Annotated in this window: 15 protein-coding genes; 1 reads left to right on the top strand and 14 read right to left on the bottom strand. The window is 38.0% G+C overall.

Annotated features, from left to right (window positions below; all coding sequences use genetic code 11):
- Nucleotides 1–97: 97 nt before the first annotated feature.
- The 8 genes from IGI79_RS02640 to IGI79_RS02605 form a co-directional block, all read right to left on the bottom strand.
- Nucleotides 98–913, bottom strand: a complete 816-nt coding sequence (locus IGI79_RS02640) for a WxL domain-containing protein (RefSeq protein ID WP_438845689.1) — start codon at nucleotides 911–913, stop codon at nucleotides 98–100.
- 18 nt (nucleotides 914–931) lie between these two features.
- Nucleotides 932–1,285 carry an LPXTG cell wall anchor domain-containing protein gene (locus IGI79_RS02635; protein WP_438845688.1) on the bottom strand — a complete coding sequence of 118 codons (354 nt, stop codon included), beginning with the start codon at nucleotides 1,283–1,285 and terminating at the stop codon, nucleotides 932–934.
- 249 nt (nucleotides 1,286–1,534) lie between these two features.
- Nucleotides 1,535–3,013 carry a helix-turn-helix domain-containing protein gene (locus IGI79_RS02630; RefSeq protein WP_438845687.1) on the bottom strand — a complete coding sequence of 493 codons (1,479 nt, stop codon included), beginning with the start codon at nucleotides 3,011–3,013 and terminating at the stop codon, nucleotides 1,535–1,537.
- Between the two features lie 561 nt (nucleotides 3,014–3,574).
- Nucleotides 3,575–5,905 carry a WxL domain-containing protein gene (locus tag IGI79_RS02625; protein ID WP_438845686.1) on the bottom strand — a complete coding sequence of 777 codons (2,331 nt, stop codon included), beginning with the start codon at nucleotides 5,903–5,905 and terminating at the stop codon, nucleotides 3,575–3,577.
- Nucleotides 5,906–5,928: 23 nt separating this feature from the next.
- Entirely contained in the window at nucleotides 5,929–6,984 is a 1,056-nt protein-coding gene (locus tag IGI79_RS02620) for a DUF916 and DUF3324 domain-containing protein (protein WP_019723491.1), read from the bottom strand.
- An 86-nt stretch (nucleotides 6,985–7,070) separates the two neighbouring features.
- Nucleotides 7,071–7,922, bottom strand: coding sequence for a WxL domain-containing protein (locus IGI79_RS02615; protein ID WP_066025195.1), 852 nt, complete (start codon nucleotides 7,920–7,922; stop codon nucleotides 7,071–7,073).
- A 31-nt stretch (nucleotides 7,923–7,953) separates the two neighbouring features.
- Nucleotides 7,954–8,271 (bottom strand): hypothetical protein, encoded by a 318-nt coding sequence (locus IGI79_RS02610; protein ID WP_019723489.1) that lies wholly within the window; start codon nucleotides 8,269–8,271, stop codon nucleotides 7,954–7,956.
- 270 nt (nucleotides 8,272–8,541) lie between these two features.
- A complete protein-coding gene (locus tag IGI79_RS02605; RefSeq protein WP_019723488.1) occupies nucleotides 8,542–10,029 on the bottom strand; it encodes a helix-turn-helix domain-containing protein in 1,488 nt (495 codons plus the stop codon).
- A 215-nt stretch (nucleotides 10,030–10,244) separates the two neighbouring features.
- On the opposite strand from IGI79_RS02605, the gene IGI79_RS02600 reads away from it, so the two are divergent.
- Nucleotides 10,245–11,615 carry an aldehyde dehydrogenase gene (locus IGI79_RS02600; RefSeq protein ID WP_438845685.1) on the top strand — a complete coding sequence of 457 codons (1,371 nt, stop codon included), beginning with the start codon at nucleotides 10,245–10,247 and terminating at the stop codon, nucleotides 11,613–11,615.
- Between the two features lie 221 nt (nucleotides 11,616–11,836).
- On the opposite strand, the gene IGI79_RS02595 is transcribed toward IGI79_RS02600, so the two are convergent.
- The 6 genes from IGI79_RS02595 to IGI79_RS02570 form a co-directional block, all read right to left on the bottom strand.
- On the bottom strand, nucleotides 11,837–12,424 hold the full coding sequence (locus tag IGI79_RS02595; protein ID WP_195273868.1) for a hypothetical protein: 588 nt from the start codon (nucleotides 12,422–12,424) through the stop codon (nucleotides 11,837–11,839).
- A gap of 117 nt (nucleotides 12,425–12,541) precedes the next feature.
- Nucleotides 12,542–12,907 (bottom strand): LPXTG cell wall anchor domain-containing protein, encoded by a 366-nt coding sequence (locus tag IGI79_RS02590; protein WP_195273870.1) that lies wholly within the window; start codon nucleotides 12,905–12,907, stop codon nucleotides 12,542–12,544.
- Nucleotides 12,908–12,945: 38 nt separating this feature from the next.
- Nucleotides 12,946–13,449, bottom strand: a complete 504-nt coding sequence (locus IGI79_RS02585) for a hypothetical protein (protein WP_258082380.1) — start codon at nucleotides 13,447–13,449, stop codon at nucleotides 12,946–12,948.
- A gap of 57 nt (nucleotides 13,450–13,506) precedes the next feature.
- Nucleotides 13,507–15,579 (bottom strand): BspA family leucine-rich repeat surface protein, encoded by a 2,073-nt coding sequence (locus IGI79_RS02580; RefSeq protein WP_195273873.1) that lies wholly within the window; start codon nucleotides 15,577–15,579, stop codon nucleotides 13,507–13,509.
- Nucleotides 15,580–16,203: 624 nt separating this feature from the next.
- Nucleotides 16,204–17,010, bottom strand: coding sequence for a tyrosine-protein phosphatase (locus tag IGI79_RS02575; RefSeq protein WP_438845684.1), 807 nt, complete (start codon nucleotides 17,008–17,010; stop codon nucleotides 16,204–16,206).
- On the bottom strand, nucleotides 17,011–17,979 hold the full coding sequence (locus IGI79_RS02570; protein WP_438845683.1) for a dimethylarginine dimethylaminohydrolase family protein: 969 nt from the start codon (nucleotides 17,977–17,979) through the stop codon (nucleotides 17,011–17,013). It abuts the gene before it with no gap.
- Between the last annotated feature and the right edge of the window lie 15 nt (nucleotides 17,980–17,994).

The raw sequence follows: 17,994 nt of genomic DNA, 5'->3' as shown, positions 1-17,994 counted from the left end.
TACAAAATTGTAACGCTACCACATTCACTTCTATAAACAAAAATCGGTTGCTTTTTAATGATTATGATTCGTTATGTTACTCATATTTTTTTTCTTGTTAATTTACACCACTAACATCAGGTGTATTGGATAATTCCCAAGTCAATGTTGATTTATATTGTGTCGCATCTTTTGCTGTAGAACCAGGAACAAACAATTGGATCGCATTATTTGTTACTACTTCAACTTCATCGTTCGCCTCTTGTGCATCTAGGTCTGCTTGGTTCCCCCAAACAACTGAAGATACCCCTGCACCTTTATCTTTTTCTGCTGTCATCACGGATACCGCAGAAGCATTTGGTATTAATTTCATTCCAGCTGGATGAGCTACTGGCGCATTACCAGGCGTACTTCCTTCATACTGGATTCTTGGATCCAACAATGAAATTTCTGCACCGAGCAATGTATCATTCACTGTTGTATTCGTTGCTTTAAAGTCGGTCATGCGTACTTGCAGATTCCAACCAGCATTCGTTCCACGGACATCTTGTACTTGCGCAAAACTGACATACGGAACTTTGTTTTCTTCACCAGTTGTTCCCTTTTTTTGTTGTTTTTCTGCAATCATGTTGTACGTTTGATCTTGATTCGAGATGACTTGTGAACCGAAATTCATCGTGACAGCTTTCATGATCGATAAAGGCCCAGTTGTTCCTGGCACTTCAGGCTCAATCTCGACATCTGGTTCTTTTACTGGTGGAACAACGACTAGCTCTTCATCTTCATTTGGTGTAAATTCAATCGTTCCATTAGTTGTTACATTACGTACTTCTTTTGATGTGTCTGTGGAACCATCTTCTGCAAATACAGTCATACCTCCGGCAAAAACTGTTGATGATAAGGCTGCAATTGTTGCTAATCTAACTAATTTCATTTATACACGTCCTACTTTCTATGATTGTTTTTTCTTTTTGTGTTTCCAAAACCAAAAACTAAGTGTCATTATCACAAGAAAAACCCCTAAAATTATCCAACTACTCATTTGTTGTGCATTCGTTTTTGGCAATCTTCTGTGACTGGCATCTCTCTCCTCTGACGGTTGTTGAGCGATTTCTTTTGGGAAATCTGGTTTGATTTCAACTTCTGGAGCTGGTACTGGATCTCCAGGCATTTCATACATGCCTGTAAAACCGACTGTCCCCTCTGTTTCAACCGATCGAACCTCTGTCCCGTATACAACCAAAGGTGCATAACATTGAATAAGTAACATACTCAGGCTTAGTATGTATTTTTTTTTACGATTCATTTCCCTCCTCCTATAACCTTTCTTACATAATAGTAATTATCATTACTTTCTGCATAAATAAGATTAACGTAGCGCAAAAAGAAAAGAAATTCATATTTTTCACTAACTAGTGAAGTGGCTTGTTCCCACTTTCACTATGTGATTTTGATAGATTCGCTCTTTTATTTGCACAACAAAAAATCGATGAAGAACCGCGGAGATCAGTTAATCTCTTTAGTTACTTCATCGATTAATGTCGTTTTTTGCTTATTACAGCATACTATTGAGTAACGGATTCAACTGAGTAAAAATGTTGACCCAATCATTTCTATTAGGGACTCGATTGATCAACAAATAGTCCTTGTTCAACTGGTAATCCAATAAATAAGGACGATAATTCGTTACGATCAAATCAACATGCTCAACATTCAAACGTTCTTCTGTCAATTCATGTAACGGAACAAACAGCACATGATGCTGCTTCGACAACAGTTGATTGGCTTGGACTTTGATCAACTGAACGAGTAAATGATTACCTTCCAAAAGAAACAACACTGTTTTCTTGGGTGAATAATAAGAGAACAAGATTTCTGTATACATCGTTAAACTTGCTATGATATCTTCTAAATATTTCTCTGAGAAAGACAGCAATGGTTGATTTTTTTGAATAAATTGTCGATTTTTCTCATAGGCTAAACCATAGAGATCTTTGATGATAATAATTTCTTCACTTAATAATTTATTCAGTATTGGTGCCATTTCATTATTGATTTTCCTCCCCAGAAAAAAGGCAGAAAGAAAGGTGGATAATATAGGATTAGTCTTCCGGTCGATGTTGAATAATTGGAAGTAAGATTCAATCACTAGATCTATTTCAGACCACTGATTATACTTTTCCAAAAAGACAGTCTCGTGCTCGATATTATCAATCGTTCGTTTGCTGATTATAATCAGAAAAAGCCAAATGATTTCATCTTGGTGGATCGAAATACCATACTCCTTTTTGATCAGTGGAATCAATTCAGACATCAATAAAAAATCTGTCTCATTGCTAAAATCAATCTCTTTTATCTTACGAGGTAAAGAGATGATATGCCCATTCTTATTTCTGATCATCGTGATATACAAACAGTAATAAAATCCTGTGACCATGATCCCTGTTCCTATCTCATACTTACCAAGACGCTCACCTAGCTTATTTAAAAACATCTGGTGGATACTTTCTGGAGGATAGACCGTATACGGTGTTGGTTCTCCTTCATAAAAAAAATCAAAAAAAAACTTGCGGATATTCTCTTCTTTTCCCACAAGATCCACTGGTTTTAAGCTAAGTGAAAGCTGATATTCTTTTAAAAGCTCTTTGATTTGAGCGACTGATCGTAGCATCGTACTTTCTGAATAATTATAGCGATCAGCTAATTCTCCGACAGATACTAGCTCTCCATAAAAAATGTCACTGATAATTTCAAACCAAATCTCCGATTGTAACAATGCTTCTTTGTCTTCATGATACAGTCGTCGATTTTTTTCTTTAAAAAAATAGCCCGTCGTGTTTGACTCAAAAATCGCACTCTTCTCAAAATAGGTTTTCAGTTCACTGACATCTTTTAGAATCGTGCGTTTAGAAACACCTAGTTGCTGCGACAGGCCAACGATTGTAAATATATTTTGTTGCTCGATTACATTTAAGATACGCATCCACCTCTCCGTAATCGTGTTCGTGATAAACTTTAGCTGTAATTCTCGCATTTTAGCACCCCATTTGTTTTTTATATCTATTCTTAAAAAAAATAGATTGTAAACATGTATAACAAAAATGATGGAGAAATACTAATAATAAATAAGTGAAAAATTGAAAAAATAACTGGATTAAATTTAAAAGCAAAAGCTATTTATAACTTTCGTACTCTTATTCCTATTTTTTAATAAACTACTGCATATCCATAACAAAAAACTTAGACCAACAGACTGGATTTATGACCTTTCGCTCAGTGGTTATCAACTTTTTATTTTTTAAGAACACGCTTTATTCATTAATTTTTAGTGTGCTTTCTTTTCTTATAGATGATTCTCTAACTTTTACAATCCCACACACAAAAAATTCCAATCACTTCAAACACTATGAATATTGGGGGAGTTTCCACCTATTTTATGCCTTCAAGATCCTTTATACAAAAAAAACGATCAACAAATAATTTAAACTCTGTTTAAAATAACAGAAAAATTATTTGTTGATCATTTAATTAATTTTCTTAAAAATCAAACTGATTTTATTGATTTTATTTTGTGAAGGCAAAAAGAGTATATTCCCTATTGGTCAGGTACACTGCTCAATTCCCAGACAAGTTTTGTCGAATAACTTGTCGTTTCTGGATTCACACCTGCCGGCACATGTAAACCTACGCTTTCTCCCATAGTCTCCAAATCACCAAAGCGATAGATCCATGTTCCAGTACCGGTTCCGCCTGCTGCTTTCAGTAGCACACTCCTTGTATTCGTAATGAGTTCCTGACGCTCATTTTGCTGGATTGTTGGAGCGATACCTCCTTGTGCTGTCGCAAGTGCTTGATTGTCCAAATTGATCGTAGCTCCTATCAATTCATTACCGGTTGGATTGACAAATTGCCCACTCTGAGTAACGGCTAGTTGCCAACCATTTCGTAAATGTTCTGGGCGACGGTCGCTTATTTGAACATAGTTTGGGCGCTCTTCTTCCGTTGCTTCCACCCCTTGGTCGTTTAAGAGACGCTGAGGTTTCGCATAGTACAAACGATCTTGCGTTGATATAAATTGTTGACCAAAATCAAAGCTGGAAACAAAATCAATACTCAAAGCACCTTGTTCTTCTGGCAATTCTGGCGGGTTCTCTGGATGAACTTCCTGATCTGGATTGATCGGATCAACTGGATGAACAGGATCATAGGAATCAATTTCTTCTTCGTAAACATAAGTAACTGTTTGTTCTGTTTTCATAAACACACCAGAAGTATTGTGTGGTACTTCATTCAATACCCATCCTGCTATTTCCTTTGGTTGTGTCACATAACTTTCACCAATCGGACCAGTGAGCGTTTCTGTTTCGGCTAATTCGTTGTGGTACACATCTACATGTCTGACTGTTACTGTTCCTTCTATGACAGGAGGTGGAACCCAGCCTGAACCAGATCCGTTAAAAACTAACCCTGTATATTCGGAATTATGAAATGTTTGTAAATATCGTTCCGTGAAATCATCGGGATCTGCTTGACCACGGATGACCTGTTCACCATCAACACCGCCAAGCTCTACATCAACTTGATGCCACGAATTAATCGCATTCGTTCTATAGTTAGTCATGGAAAAACGATTCGCTTTTATCAAGATTCGGCTAGTAGCAGCTAATTGTACCGGTTTGATATTCCTTGAAACAATCTCTCCCTGAATAGCGTTACTGTAACCAATATCCAATACGCCACCTGCGCGAATGGAAATGGCAGGCACATTTGCGAATCTAGTATTCGTTACACTAGTAGAACCGACCAACCTAACATTTTTTCCAGAAATCATAGGCTGTGTTCCACTAAAAGCATCAACAATACACATTTGAATGATCACTAATCCATCTCCGGTGTGGCTAATAATTGGATTGCTACGACTACTCGCTAAACGTTGGACATATAAGCCGGTTACAGTCAACGTCGCATTTCCACTCATCTCCATATTTGTGGAAGAATCCTGAAATCCTAGATGTCCGCCAGTTGCAGGTGCTTTACTAAGATGAATGGATGAATTTCTTGTATTCAAAGAATCTCCTAAAATCGAGCTAGAAAAAATGATATTTCCCGATTGATAGATCTCTGTCGTCCTAAAATTATTCCATGCACTCCTAAACTGACTCCAATTTCTTACATTACTAGTTGAGCGATTTTGTGGATCTCTTGTTTCTTCCAGTATTCGTTGCTCTTCCTCACTTATAAGTGATTCAGGAATCGTATGGTATGCTTCTTGAACGCTGATTGGTTGGATAATGTTTTCTTCTTTATGTGCTATTTTTTCGATCGTTGATTCTTGCGTTTCCGATTCGTTCTCAGGTACAGTATCTTCTTCATTTACTACATCTACAGTTGATTCAGCAATTTCTATGTGTGATTCTTCAACGACAACATAAAAATGATCCGCATCATAATCTAAGGTGATAAAGTACGCACCGGCAGTTACAAAAGCAACTTGCAACGTGAAAGTTGTTTGTTCCTGCGCTGTATGCACATGCCAATAGTCACCGTGAGAATGTACCAATCTTATGCCTTCTGCCAGTTGGTCTTCTAAAATTTCCCCTTCTGGTGGAAGACGTAGTAAGACATGATCGGCAGGTAATTTACTCGTAAAGGTCAGAAGAAATGCTTGATCCACAGTGGAGGAAAACGTCTGTGCTTCAAAAGAAAATTGTTGAATTTCTGGTATTTCTGGTAGACTTTCGTTCAATTGACTGAGATTACCCAAATAGTCTTTTTCCAATAATCTCTCGTGGGATAATTCTTCAGATGCTTGCTGGACAATGCTTTTTTGTACCGCATAGACTGTCCCAGTAGATGACAGAAGTACTTGAATTAACATGATAGATGTACTCAAAAGAGCGAGTTGTTTTCTTAAATTTAATCCCATTCACCCTTGCTCCTTCTCACGAATCATACAGTCTTGTGATTCGTTCTTTTTTGTTTTAAATATAGCCAAACAGTTAGCACTAGTAATAAAAGAATCACTATGATCCCCCCAATCATCCACCAGTTGATACTCGTATCGATCGTGACATCTGCACGATTCAATGCTTGGGCTTCATCCGCTTCGATAATAAATGTTTCTTCCCATGACCATTCTTCTTTTCCTGCAGTTGCCCTTAGCTTTAAAAGATATTCGCCACTTTGAAATCGATCCCCTTCTAGTGAAATTGGAAAATTAAAATTCGAATTTGGCGCCATTTGCATTTGTTCTTGTTGTGCTTCATAAAGAGGCTCCTCTTCGCCTACTTTATGAACCGTTGCTTCCACTGCTAACTGATTGACAAATGTCGGCATGAAATTTTGCAGATTCGCACTAATGACGTTCCGGTAGTTCAATTGATCTGCAAAGACATCGAGCAATGCCAAATCTGGCTGCACCGAGGAACGATCGTTACTAGCTAAAACGGCTACTACATAGACAAATTCATTTTGGATAGCTACACCTTCTTGTTCGATTGGTGTTTGTTCCTCTTCCGGTGTCACTTCCTCGATTCTTAATCCGCCAGCTAAAAAACCTTCAACCGATTCTGCTGGCATATGTAGTTCTAAAGTGATTGTTTTTGTTTCTTTTCCTGCAAGTATGATCGGCTCAGGTGTCTCGATCAGCGTATCCATTCCATACTTTAAAGAAGAATCCGCTTCATCGGCATTTTTCCCATATTCGACGACCCCCAAGACATTTGTAAATGCCGTATGCGGTGTGATCTGAATAATGGCTTCTTCTTCTCGAATATTTTGTAATTTCAAGCGAAGGGTGTGCGTACTTCCAGGTTGCCCTTGTATGTCAAAATAGTTCAGTTTTCCTTCAACTTGGCTTTCTGGAAACTCCGGTGTCACATAGAAATTCAATTCTCCTTCTTCGGCACCTACGGAGGGCGAAAACCAAAGCAAAGATAAAAGCAACAACAGAGTAATCGACCATTTCTTTTTTGTTTTAGCTAGTATACGAATCGTATTTGGCATTCATTTGCTTCCTTTCTTTCATAAAAGTAGCGCTACAAAACGATGTAACGCTACCTCTCACCTTGCACAATAAATATTGTTGTTCCTTAAACTGTTTCAGTCTCTTCATCTGGTTCATTATCTGGTAATGCAGATAACTCCCAAGTTAATGTTGAACGGTACGTCGCCGCATCTTTCGCTGTTGAACCCGGAACAGATAAGACAATTGACTCATTTCTAACTGCTGCATCACCTTCAGCCTCATGTTGCGCCATCAAATCTTCTTGATTCCCCCAAACCACAGAAGAAGTTCCAGCTCCTTTTGTTTCAGCCGCTTGCATCACTGGCACAGCACCTACTCCTGGAAGTAAAGTTAAGCCATTCGCATGGGCAACTGGTGCATTTGATTGGTTGTTTCCACGATAGTCGATTCTTGGATCGTTCAATGAAATTTGGGCTCCTGTCAATGTTCCGTTTTGAGTTCCTGATGTGAAGTCACTTAAACTAACACTCAAATCCCAGCCAGCATTCGTTCCACGAGTGTCTTGGACTTGTGCAAAACTGACATAAGGTACTTTGTTCTCGTCGCCTTCTGTTCCTTCAAGCTGTTGCATTTCTGCTAACATGCTATATTCACGATCTTGGTTTGAAATCACTTGTGAACCGAAGTTCATTGTTGGTACATAAGCAATCGTCAATGGTCCTTTGTTGTCTCCATCTGGTCCTGGAGCCGGTGGGATTTCTACCCCTGGATTATCTTCCGGTGGAGAAACTTCCGTATCATCTCCTTCGCCGTCTTCGTCAACTGCAGTAAAGCCAATCTCTGCATCTGTGATTGCATTTCGTACTTCTTTGCTTTCAACTTTTTCTTCTTCTGTCTCTTCCGCAAAAATTGTTACGCCTCCAGCTAAAATCGACGTTGTTAATGCTGCAACAGTTGCTAAATGGATAAATTTCATGTGATAATTTCCTACTTTCATTTTCTATTTTTTATTTTTTTGACGTCCGCCAGTATAAGAGAAAGCCTACTATACCTAGACCAAGCCACCGATAAACATCCTTTATCACTGTGTTGGTTTTTGGCAAATTCGTATGGTTATCTACATTCTGATCATTTTCAATATCGATAGGTCTTGCAATGTAATCAGGTGAAGGATCAGGTGCCCCGATTGGCTGATAAATGCCACTAAAACTGACTGAACCTTCCGTTGTTGATTCTTTGACTTCTGAACCATACATAGTATGTGGTGCATGGATAAGTACCACGAACATACTTATAATAAGCAAGTGTGGCTTGATTTTTTTCATATCCCTCCCCCTTAAATTTACTATCAAAAACGATTGATTCCATGAATCGACAAGTTGTAAGAAGATAAGTTGCTATCTCTTTCTTACATGTTATAGATTACCTTGACTAAAAATTAAATAAAAATCGCAATTTTCATAAAAACGTGAAATTTGGAAAAAACACTTACTAAAATAAAAAAAAAGACATTAGCTTTTCGCTATGTCCTAAACTTGAATAAATACTATTAATTTTTTTGATTTATGCACTCATAGACTCTTGCTAAAAAACAACTAGTATATTTCACTCGTCATTCTATCTATAAAGGGGTTTATTTGATCAAGTACTCGTTCCCAATCTTTGCTGTCAGGGATCGGATTCATCAAAATCGGCTCTTTTTTCAATACATAGTCAAATAGATAGGGTCGATAATTGGTAACTACAAGATCAACATGTTCAGACTCTAGTCGCTCTTTTGTCAATCCTTTGAGTGGCATAAATATCACCTGATGCTGATTTCCTAACATTCGTGTTGCTTTTAGACGAATCGACTGGACAACTAAATAATCCCCTTCAATCAAAAATAAAATAGTTCTTACTGGCTGATAATAGTGAATCAGTAAATCAATATAAAGCGTAAAACTGTTGACGATATCCTCAAAATAGGAATCAGCTAATCCTAATCTTTTCTGATTCTTTCTTAAAAACCTGTCATTTTCTAGATAAGTTTCACTATAATTCTTTTTAACCATTTCACGTTCTTCAAACAACTCTTTATTTAGTTCCGGACAAATCGCTTCATTGATTCGCCGAGCGACAAGATAAGCACTCAAAAAAGCTTCTAAAAGTTCACGATTCCAACTATCATATTTATCGGAAGAAAAATAATTCTTTGCGACATTGCTGATTTCAGGCCATTGATTGAAACGCTCATAAAAAAGCTTTTCATGTTGTATCTCATCGATTGGTCGATTACACAAAATATAAAGATGGATCCACGAAACTTCCTCTTTAGGTAAACAAACACCATATTCTTTCTCTATCAGTGGTACCAAAGAGTAAAGCAATTGAAAATCATTTTCTTTTTGATTGATCTCTTTGATCCAATTCGGTAAAGAAATAAAGTGGTTTTGCTGTACTCTGACCATCGTGATATACAAGACATAATAAAAGGCAGTGACCGTCATCCCACTTCCTAATTCAATCTCTTCGAAGTGACTTTTCAGTTCTTGAAGAATCATCTGATGTAAGCCTTCGGGTGGCCGGATAGTATGGGGATTGTGTTCTCCGCCATAATAAAAATCAAAAAAGAATTTTCTAATACTGCCTTCATCCCCAACGATCGTCACAGGATTTAAGTTTAGCGTCAGTCCATAATCATTCAACGAAGATTGAAGTTGAGCCAAAAAACGACGTAAGGTACTTTCTGCATAGTTATAGTCATAGGCTAAGTCACCCACATTTCTCAATTCCCCATAAAAGATATTTCCAATGATCTCAAATAGCACTTCATTTTCTAACAATTGCTCTTTTCTTTCTTTATAAAGCAAGCGATCCACTTCTTCGAAACGGTGGCCATTTCTTCCAGAATGAAACGATGCACTTTTTCCAAAGTGATCTTTTAACGCTTGGATATCTTTGATCAGCGTTCTTTGTGTAATATTTAACTGTTCTGAAAGATGAATAAGGGTAAACGCATGTTCACGTTCAATCAGATTAAGTATTCGTACCCAACGCACGGTCACTGGATTCGTAATGAAGCCTATCTGGAATTCTCTCATAATATGGACTCCTCTTCATTGATATGGATGGCGAAAAAATGTTCACTGTTATTATTTTTATAGCAGAGTTCAGCGAAAAATACTAGTCAAACAACATACGACAAGCAAATCGAGAATGTCGAACCAAAAACAAAACAATTTGACAAGTACAAATTTATACCCGTATGATTGACCTATATCAACGGTTGCCAAACCAATCATAAAGGAGAATTCAAGTGATCAATCAACTTTTAAGAGAGCAACAACACTTTTTTGAAACAGGACAAACAAAATCGATCGACTTTCGTTTGGCACAATTAGCGAAATTGAAACAAGGGATGAGAGAAATCGAGATTGAATTAACACAAGCTTTGTTCAAAGATCTGCGAAAACCAGCACATGAAGCATACGTGACTGAAATTGGGGTCGTCTATCAAAGCATTTCTATGATGATCAAAAAATTGAAGAAATACGCCAAACGTCAACCCGTTCATACACCGATCTATATGTGGGGAAAAAGCTATCTGGATTATGAGCCTTACGGACAAGTTTTGATCATCGCACCTTTCAATTACCCTTTTCATTTAGCTATTGAACCACTGATTGGGGCGATTGCTGCGGGGAATACGGTTATCTTGAAGCCCAGTGAATTAGCGCCTAATGTGTCCAACGTTTTGACAAAGCTGGTCCGTTCGATTTTTCCCAAAGAATACATCACCACTGTTGAAGGTGGTGTGGATGTAACGACTGAATTACTTGCACAAAGATTCGACTATATTTTCTTCACTGGTAGCGTTCCTGTCGGAAAGATCGTGATGCAAGCTGCTGCCAAACACTTGACTCCTGTCACTTTAGAATTAGGCGGAAAAAGTCCCGCAGTCGTGGATGATACCGCAAATCTAAAAGTAGCAGCAAAGCGCATCGTTTGGGGAAAATTGCAGAACAACGGACAAACTTGTATTGCACCAGATTATGTTTTAGTATCCCGCAAGCGAAAAGAAGCATTGATCAAAGAAATGATTATTGCTATCAAAGAATTTTATGGTTCTGATATCAGAAATAACACCGATTATGGTCGGATCATCAATGATCGGCATTTTATGCGACTCAACAAGTTGTTGGAAACGGATCAGTCATTCGTCGTCGCTGGTGGTGAAACGAATCGGGAGGACTTATTCATTGAACCGACTTTGATCGATCTCCCTTCCCATGAAGCAGCAAGTATGCAAGAAGAAATCTTTGGTCCGATTTTACCAATCTTGTCATTCGATACGGTCACTGATGCAATCGCTCAAATCAAATACTATGACAAACCATTGGCATTGTATCTTTTTACAACCTCTACTATGAATAAAGAGAGAATCATGTCTGAGATTTCATCAGGTAATGTCACCGTCAATGATGTCCTCAAGCATGTTGCCAACCATCATTTGCCTTTCGGTGGAGTTGGAGAATCTGGTATTGGTAACTATCATGGCAAGTATAGTTTCTTGACCTTCTCTCATCAAAAAGGAGTGTATGAAAATAGAACGAAATTCAATGTTCCTGGACTATTCCCACCTTATAATGAGCGTACATTGAAATTACTGAAGCGAATACTCAAATAGAAATCCTATAGTTATAGAGCAAACAAAAAGAGCAAGTAATGGCTATCTTCCATTCGCTTGCTCTTTTATGCTGTATTCTTAGGTTTAAAAAAGTGCCTTTTTCATCCGTCCGTTATCTCAACTTCAATAGGATACAACTTCTATAAATAAATCTTCCCCCAGAAGTATTATCTATCCCCTTCGATAAGATGACAGATTCATTGCTACACGTCAAACTAGTTTTATGGTGTTGGTACTACTGCTTGGAATTGTAAAACCATGTCAAATGTCGGTGTGATCACATCTGCAATATTTGAGTTAGGGATCGCTGTTCCTACAAATCCGAACTCTTTAGTAGGTGCTGTTCCACCTTCAGCTACATTCTTCGTTAATGACATGAAGGATGCTGGCGCACTTAGAGCTGATCCACTTGTAACAATTCGTACGTTGTCGGATTGATCTTCTACATCTAACTCTAACACACTTAAGCTAGATAAGTTAGTCGGGTTAGCTAAACTTGTGATATTGATATTTACATCCCAAGCCGAGTTGTTTGTAACACTGTAAACGGGTGATTGGACCTCTGTATGACCAGAAGCACCAGTTGTGAAGAAGACTGCTGATGTTGGTACAGTCACGTTGATCATTTCATCTGGATTTGTCGGTGGGTTTACCCCTGGATCAACGGTATTATCTAAACCAACACGTCCTGTAACTGGAATATTTCCATTTGGTTCTCCGTTAAAAGTTGTCGCAGCGACAGAAGATGCCCCTCCTAATAATGCTCCGATCATTGCTGCAGTTCCTACTAATCTCATTTGCTTTTTCATTCTTTCATCCTCTTTCCTTTGATTTGTTTTCTATCATGCGCCAAAACACATCATGCGCATAATGTAACAGCTTCTTATTCATTGAATTGCTTATTGTAGCTAATCCCGTCTGTTGAATTATTTTTTTATTGCATCACTATCACGCTTCGAAAAAAGTAATAAGATACTTATCAGCATTAAAATAGCACCTACATATTTTATCCAATTAGATAAAATGCTACCTGTTTTTGGTAGATTTACTCCGGCTTTTAAAGGCCGAGACATTCGATTAGGAAATCTTGACGTATCTACAACTAAAATATCCTTTTTATTTCCTTCATTTTCTGGCGTAACAGATTCTGCTGGTGGACTTTGATGACCGATTTTCCCTTCTACTCGTTTAAAAAAGGCTTGGTTTTCAGCACTATAAGTAATTTCTGCTAAGCTACCCCCCACAAATAATACAAACCCTACGACGATTAGAAGCTGTTTCATTATGCGCATGATGATGTTTCCCTCCTTGTTAACCATTCATACAGTTCTCAATTTTGAACAATAATCGAGAGTTCTGCTTCTGTGATTCCTTGTCTCTCATTGGTCTCTGGATCATAAATATTGACGCGAGCAATCGCGACGTATTCCCCTTTTTCAAGTGGCTTATCCAACTTTGCCCCAACTATTTGTTGGTTTGGATGAATCGATCCTGATGAATAAATCACTTCATCACTATCTGCTAGTGTGATATCCACAGCAATTGGATATACATTTGTTCCTGGGTTCACGATTTCGATCGATCCTGTTGCTTCGCCGTTTTCAAAAGTCGCTGTAGGTGCGATTTGCAACGTAAAATAATTGGCATCGGCAATTTCCTGGGCACGCTCTGCTATCTCGATGTCACTTGCGTCTCTTAATCCTGGTAAGAGATCTGCACTTACCATTGGTACTGGTTCCTCTGCTCTAGTTGAAAGGTATAAAAAGACGCCCCCGATGATCAAAAGAAACACCCCCAACACAATCCATTTCTTTTGATTATTTTTCTTTTCCACTGACTCTCCCCCTTCCCTCCGGAAATCATTTGTTTTGTTTTTCATTTCTAAATTACTTTATGGATTAGGAATGAATCGTAAAACCATCGTGAAGGTTGGCTCCACCTGCATGATATCTGCTGGAAGACGATTCGCAGTTCCTGTGAAAGTAAAAGTATTCCATGCTTCTGTACCTACTTCAAACAACCGATTTTCTTGAGCAACTGGTGCCCCTTCACGAATAAATGGGCTGGCTTGTCCCTCTCCAAGCACATTCAACTCATTGACGATCTCCATTTTATTTAAATCGGTTGCTGTGACGACATTGACGTAAATATTGAATGGTGACTCGTTATGGATATCATATTCTGGAGAAATGATTTCCTCGTGATTTGAACTCGCCGTCGTGCTAAATACTGCCGATAACGGGAGTCGCACAGTCATCAATGGTTCTAACTCTTCAAATGCTGCAACGATCCGTGCTTCTTCTATCCCCATCGTAAATATGGTCGTGGCATCATTCACTTGATCGATCGTCCCATCTCCACGTTCGATACGCCAATGAGAAAAACGCCACCCTGCATCCGGTATTGCGCTGATTTCCAATGTTTCACCAATCAAAAGCCTCGTTGGATTCTCAGGAGTAACGTTACCTGCCCCTTCACTCTCAATCGTCAATAAGAATGATCTCGGCTGCCAAACCCACGTATCCGCCATCGTGCGGCCATCATAATTTGCCATCAACGCTGCGCTGGTAAAGATAAATTCACCTTCTGGTTTAGTTGCCGTTCCTTGCCCGATATTCTGCCAGTTTGCATGATGCGTCGCAGTTTCTGATAACCCTGGCAAACTTGCGTTACTGTGAAAAGAGAACGCTTCTCCAAGTGTTAGTTGTTCTAATGCCGTCTGTGAAAACATCCAATGCATAGTCGTCACATTTCCTGTATCAAAACTCGAGAGATCAAGTTCCCTTAAACTTCGATTGTCAAAAAACATATAATCCATACGAGTAACATTTCTTGTATCAAAATGGGTGACATCTACTTCCTTTAATTTCGGCATAAACATGAACAAACCACCCATACTAATGACATTACTCGTGTTAAAATTAGTCACGTCGATTTCTGTCAGTTCGTTCATTCCCAGAAACATGCCGGTCATAGATGTCACGTTGCTCGTATCAAAATTGGTGACATCTAGTTCAACTAGATTTCTCATATAACTAAACATATTATTCATTTCCAACACATTCTGAGTATCAAAGTGGCTGATATCTAGTTCTTGTAAATTTCCCATAAACCCAAACATCCAGGTCATATCCGTTACATTACTCGTGTCAAAACTTGAGAGATCTAATTTCACCAAACTCTCCATTCGATAAAACAGACTGTTCATATTCGTTACATTTCTTGTATCAAAATGACTCACATCTATTTCTCTTAAATTGCGCATCTGGGTAAACATACGTTCCATATTTGTTACTTGACTCGTATCTAAATACTCCATTCCTTCAATTGTTTGGACATTTCGTAAATTCTCAAAAAATCCTTGGTTATGTTCCCCCTGCTCAGCATTCGATAAGACACTATTTCTTGTTCCAATCAAACTTCCCCGTAATTCGATCCTGCCCGTGATGACGATGCTGTTGATCATTTGTTGATTCGCGGACGAATGATTAAAATAATCCTTCGCTTCATAGCGACCACCAACATTATTTTCCTCATCGAAGATGCCAGAACCTAGAGTCAGTGTCCCAGAAGTATCGACTGTCCATGGAATCGTTCCTAGTTGACCAGATTCAACGACTGCAGGATCAAACCCTTCAGTCTCATTAACAAACTCTTCTACATCGCTTTGTTCAATAGTCAACTCAGGCGCTTCTATAAGTTCAGTACTTATCTCCGCTCCCTCATAGGGCCAATCATTTTCAATTTCTTCAAATTGAGAAAACTCTGCTGTTCCGTTTTCTTGCGGAATATCATTAAAATAGAACACATCCTCTTTTAAGACCAATTCCTCATTGCTATGTGCTTCTGGTGATTCCTCCGATTCTACGTGAACCGCGATTACTTGCCCAATTGGCAAAAGCATCATCATCATCACAACATTGAAAATCAAAAGTTGTTTTTTCCACAAACCTTTCTTTCTCATGTAGCCACCCACCCTAACTCTATATAAGTGAAAGAATTTGTCATTAATAGCTTATAGTCTACTCAACAAAACAATATATCTTAATCACGTATCTAACCTCTCAGCTATTAATAAAAAAGCTCTTTCTTTCTCAATAATATATCACCTCATTTATTTTTAATCCATTTATTATTTTTCTCTAATTTAGAAAAAATACTGTACTCATGCATGTTTCCTTGATATAAAAGAATGATTAAGTGAAAATAAAATAACATTTAAAAAATATAATAATATCTCAAACCCTTAATCATAATAAACTAATAACAAAAATTCCATCACACTAAAAAACAAAAAAACACATCTTTATAATCATTGATACAATGTTATGAATAAACTGACATCCACTTCAATCCCCCTAAAAAAAAATTTATTCTGCAAAGCAAACTAAAAAAATTGGTTTTATCATCAATTACTAATAAAACGAATCACTTTTCACCTGTTCTTTTGATTATCGGAAGACAAAAAAAACTGACCTAATTTCTTAGATCAGCAAGTCTATCGATACAGTTGATTATAAATGGTTGGTTTCTTACAATTTTTAAAAAAATCAATGTTTAAATTTTTGAAGTAATGAAAAATAGCAACTCAACCTTTAAGAAATTGATTATTCATTGCCTGTAAACTTAATTGGTCGATAGCTAAGGCTTGTTTCAAATAGGTTTGAATCGACCCATATTCCTGTTCTACCACTTGATAAAAACGGTCCAAGTAACTGCTGTCCACATTCAACGCAACATCTAAAGCAGCTAGATTTCCCTCATTCAAGTGGACTTTTTTTGCTTGCGCCAAAATCAACGCATTTTCTTTTTTACGTAGTTCATTCGTACGTAAATAATCGACATAGATTGCCTTGCGAGGAACGTCTAATGACTCTAATATTAGCAAGGCTGCGATTCCCGTTCGATCTTTCCCAGCAAAACAATGGAATAAAAGACTTTCCTCTTGATCCAAAGTAAGTACTTCTTGGAAGAAACGAGCATACCCTTTCTGCGAAGTCGGATTCAATGCGATATCTTCATATATTTTTGTCATATAGTTCGTGGCTTTTTTAGGTGAGCCGATTTTCACAAAATCTTCCAGCCCAGCGCCTTCGTCTGCCACATCTTTCATGATGTCGATATGGATATATTTCGTCTGTGGAACAGTTTTATCTGGTCGAGCCTGAATTTCATCTTCGCCGCGTAAATCAACGATTTTACTTAAACGATAGGTGGTTTCTAAATGTCTAGCATCTTCTTCTGTCAAACTAGATAGTTCACCTGAACGCAAGAAAACATTTGTTAAAACTTCTTTGCCATTTCTATTTTTGATGCCACCGATATCGCGAAAATTTGTGATTTTTACCATTTCTGCAATGACCTTCCTTTTCCCATATTTTAGGATCGTTTCCACTTAGTTCCTCAGAAGCGGTTGCGTACTGCATCTGAAAGAACCACCAAAGATCCTTGTCAATTTATAGTCAATATACTCGACTGTGATTCCTCGTTTCTCTAATTCTTCACCAATAAAAGTAAATTCTGGATCTGTGATATACGTTGTCTCGTTGATCGGTAGTCCGTTCGTCGCCAATCGAGAGGCTTGTGCTAAAGACACCTCTACCCGATCCCAATGGCTTAACTGTTCTGGGATACCATTGAGGAACGCTTCTTCACACACGATCATCAATCCATCTTTGACAAGGCTTAATGCACAATCTAAATGCAAGATCGTCGGATGAAGTGGCACTTCGATCACTTCATAGCCAAATCGTTTGACTAGATTTCTTAACCATTCAATACCACGAGTATTGGATGCTAACCCTGAGTTACCTGCAAAAATCGTTTTTCCTAATACTAAAACGTCTCCACCTTCTAAGAAAGGCCCTTGTTCTGAATCGATGCCTTGCGAAATATCCGGTTTAGGAATAGAAAAATACAAGCAGTCATTCTCATTTGATTCATTCATGAGTAGCTCACGAATGGGTAGGATCTCATTTCTACGATGTGGAAGTTTCAATGAACCTTCAATCAATAGATCACCGATCGTAAAAAAGGGATCTCGGGTGAAAAAGTTACTGTAGCCATACTCTAGTCCTAGTTCTTTTTCAAAAGAAGTCAACTTTCTTGGTAAAAGGACTTCTACCTCATGTTTTTCTAGTACTTTTTGTAAATTCTTCCGTTCGACTTCCCAAGCTTTTTGTTGTTCTGGGAAAGCTTCACTAAAGTCTTTGCCTATCACTTCAGGCCCACTAAATAATTCATGGTTTTCTTCTGTCAAGAAATCGACACCGGTTAATTCTTTCGTAGGAAAGCCAAATTCAGACTGTGCTAAAACGACTCGTTTTAGCGGTGCAAACTCGCTTTTCACAAAAATATGATCCATCGTTTCTGCTCCTCC

Origin of the sequence: Enterococcus sp. AZ084 (assembly GCF_051714905.1) — a bacterium.
In the GTDB taxonomy this organism is placed as follows: domain Bacteria; phylum Bacillota; class Bacilli; order Lactobacillales; family Enterococcaceae; genus Enterococcus_B; species Enterococcus_B pernyi.
The sequence above is the reverse complement of the archived record's forward strand: the minus strand, read 5'-3'. Positions and strand labels throughout refer to the sequence as shown.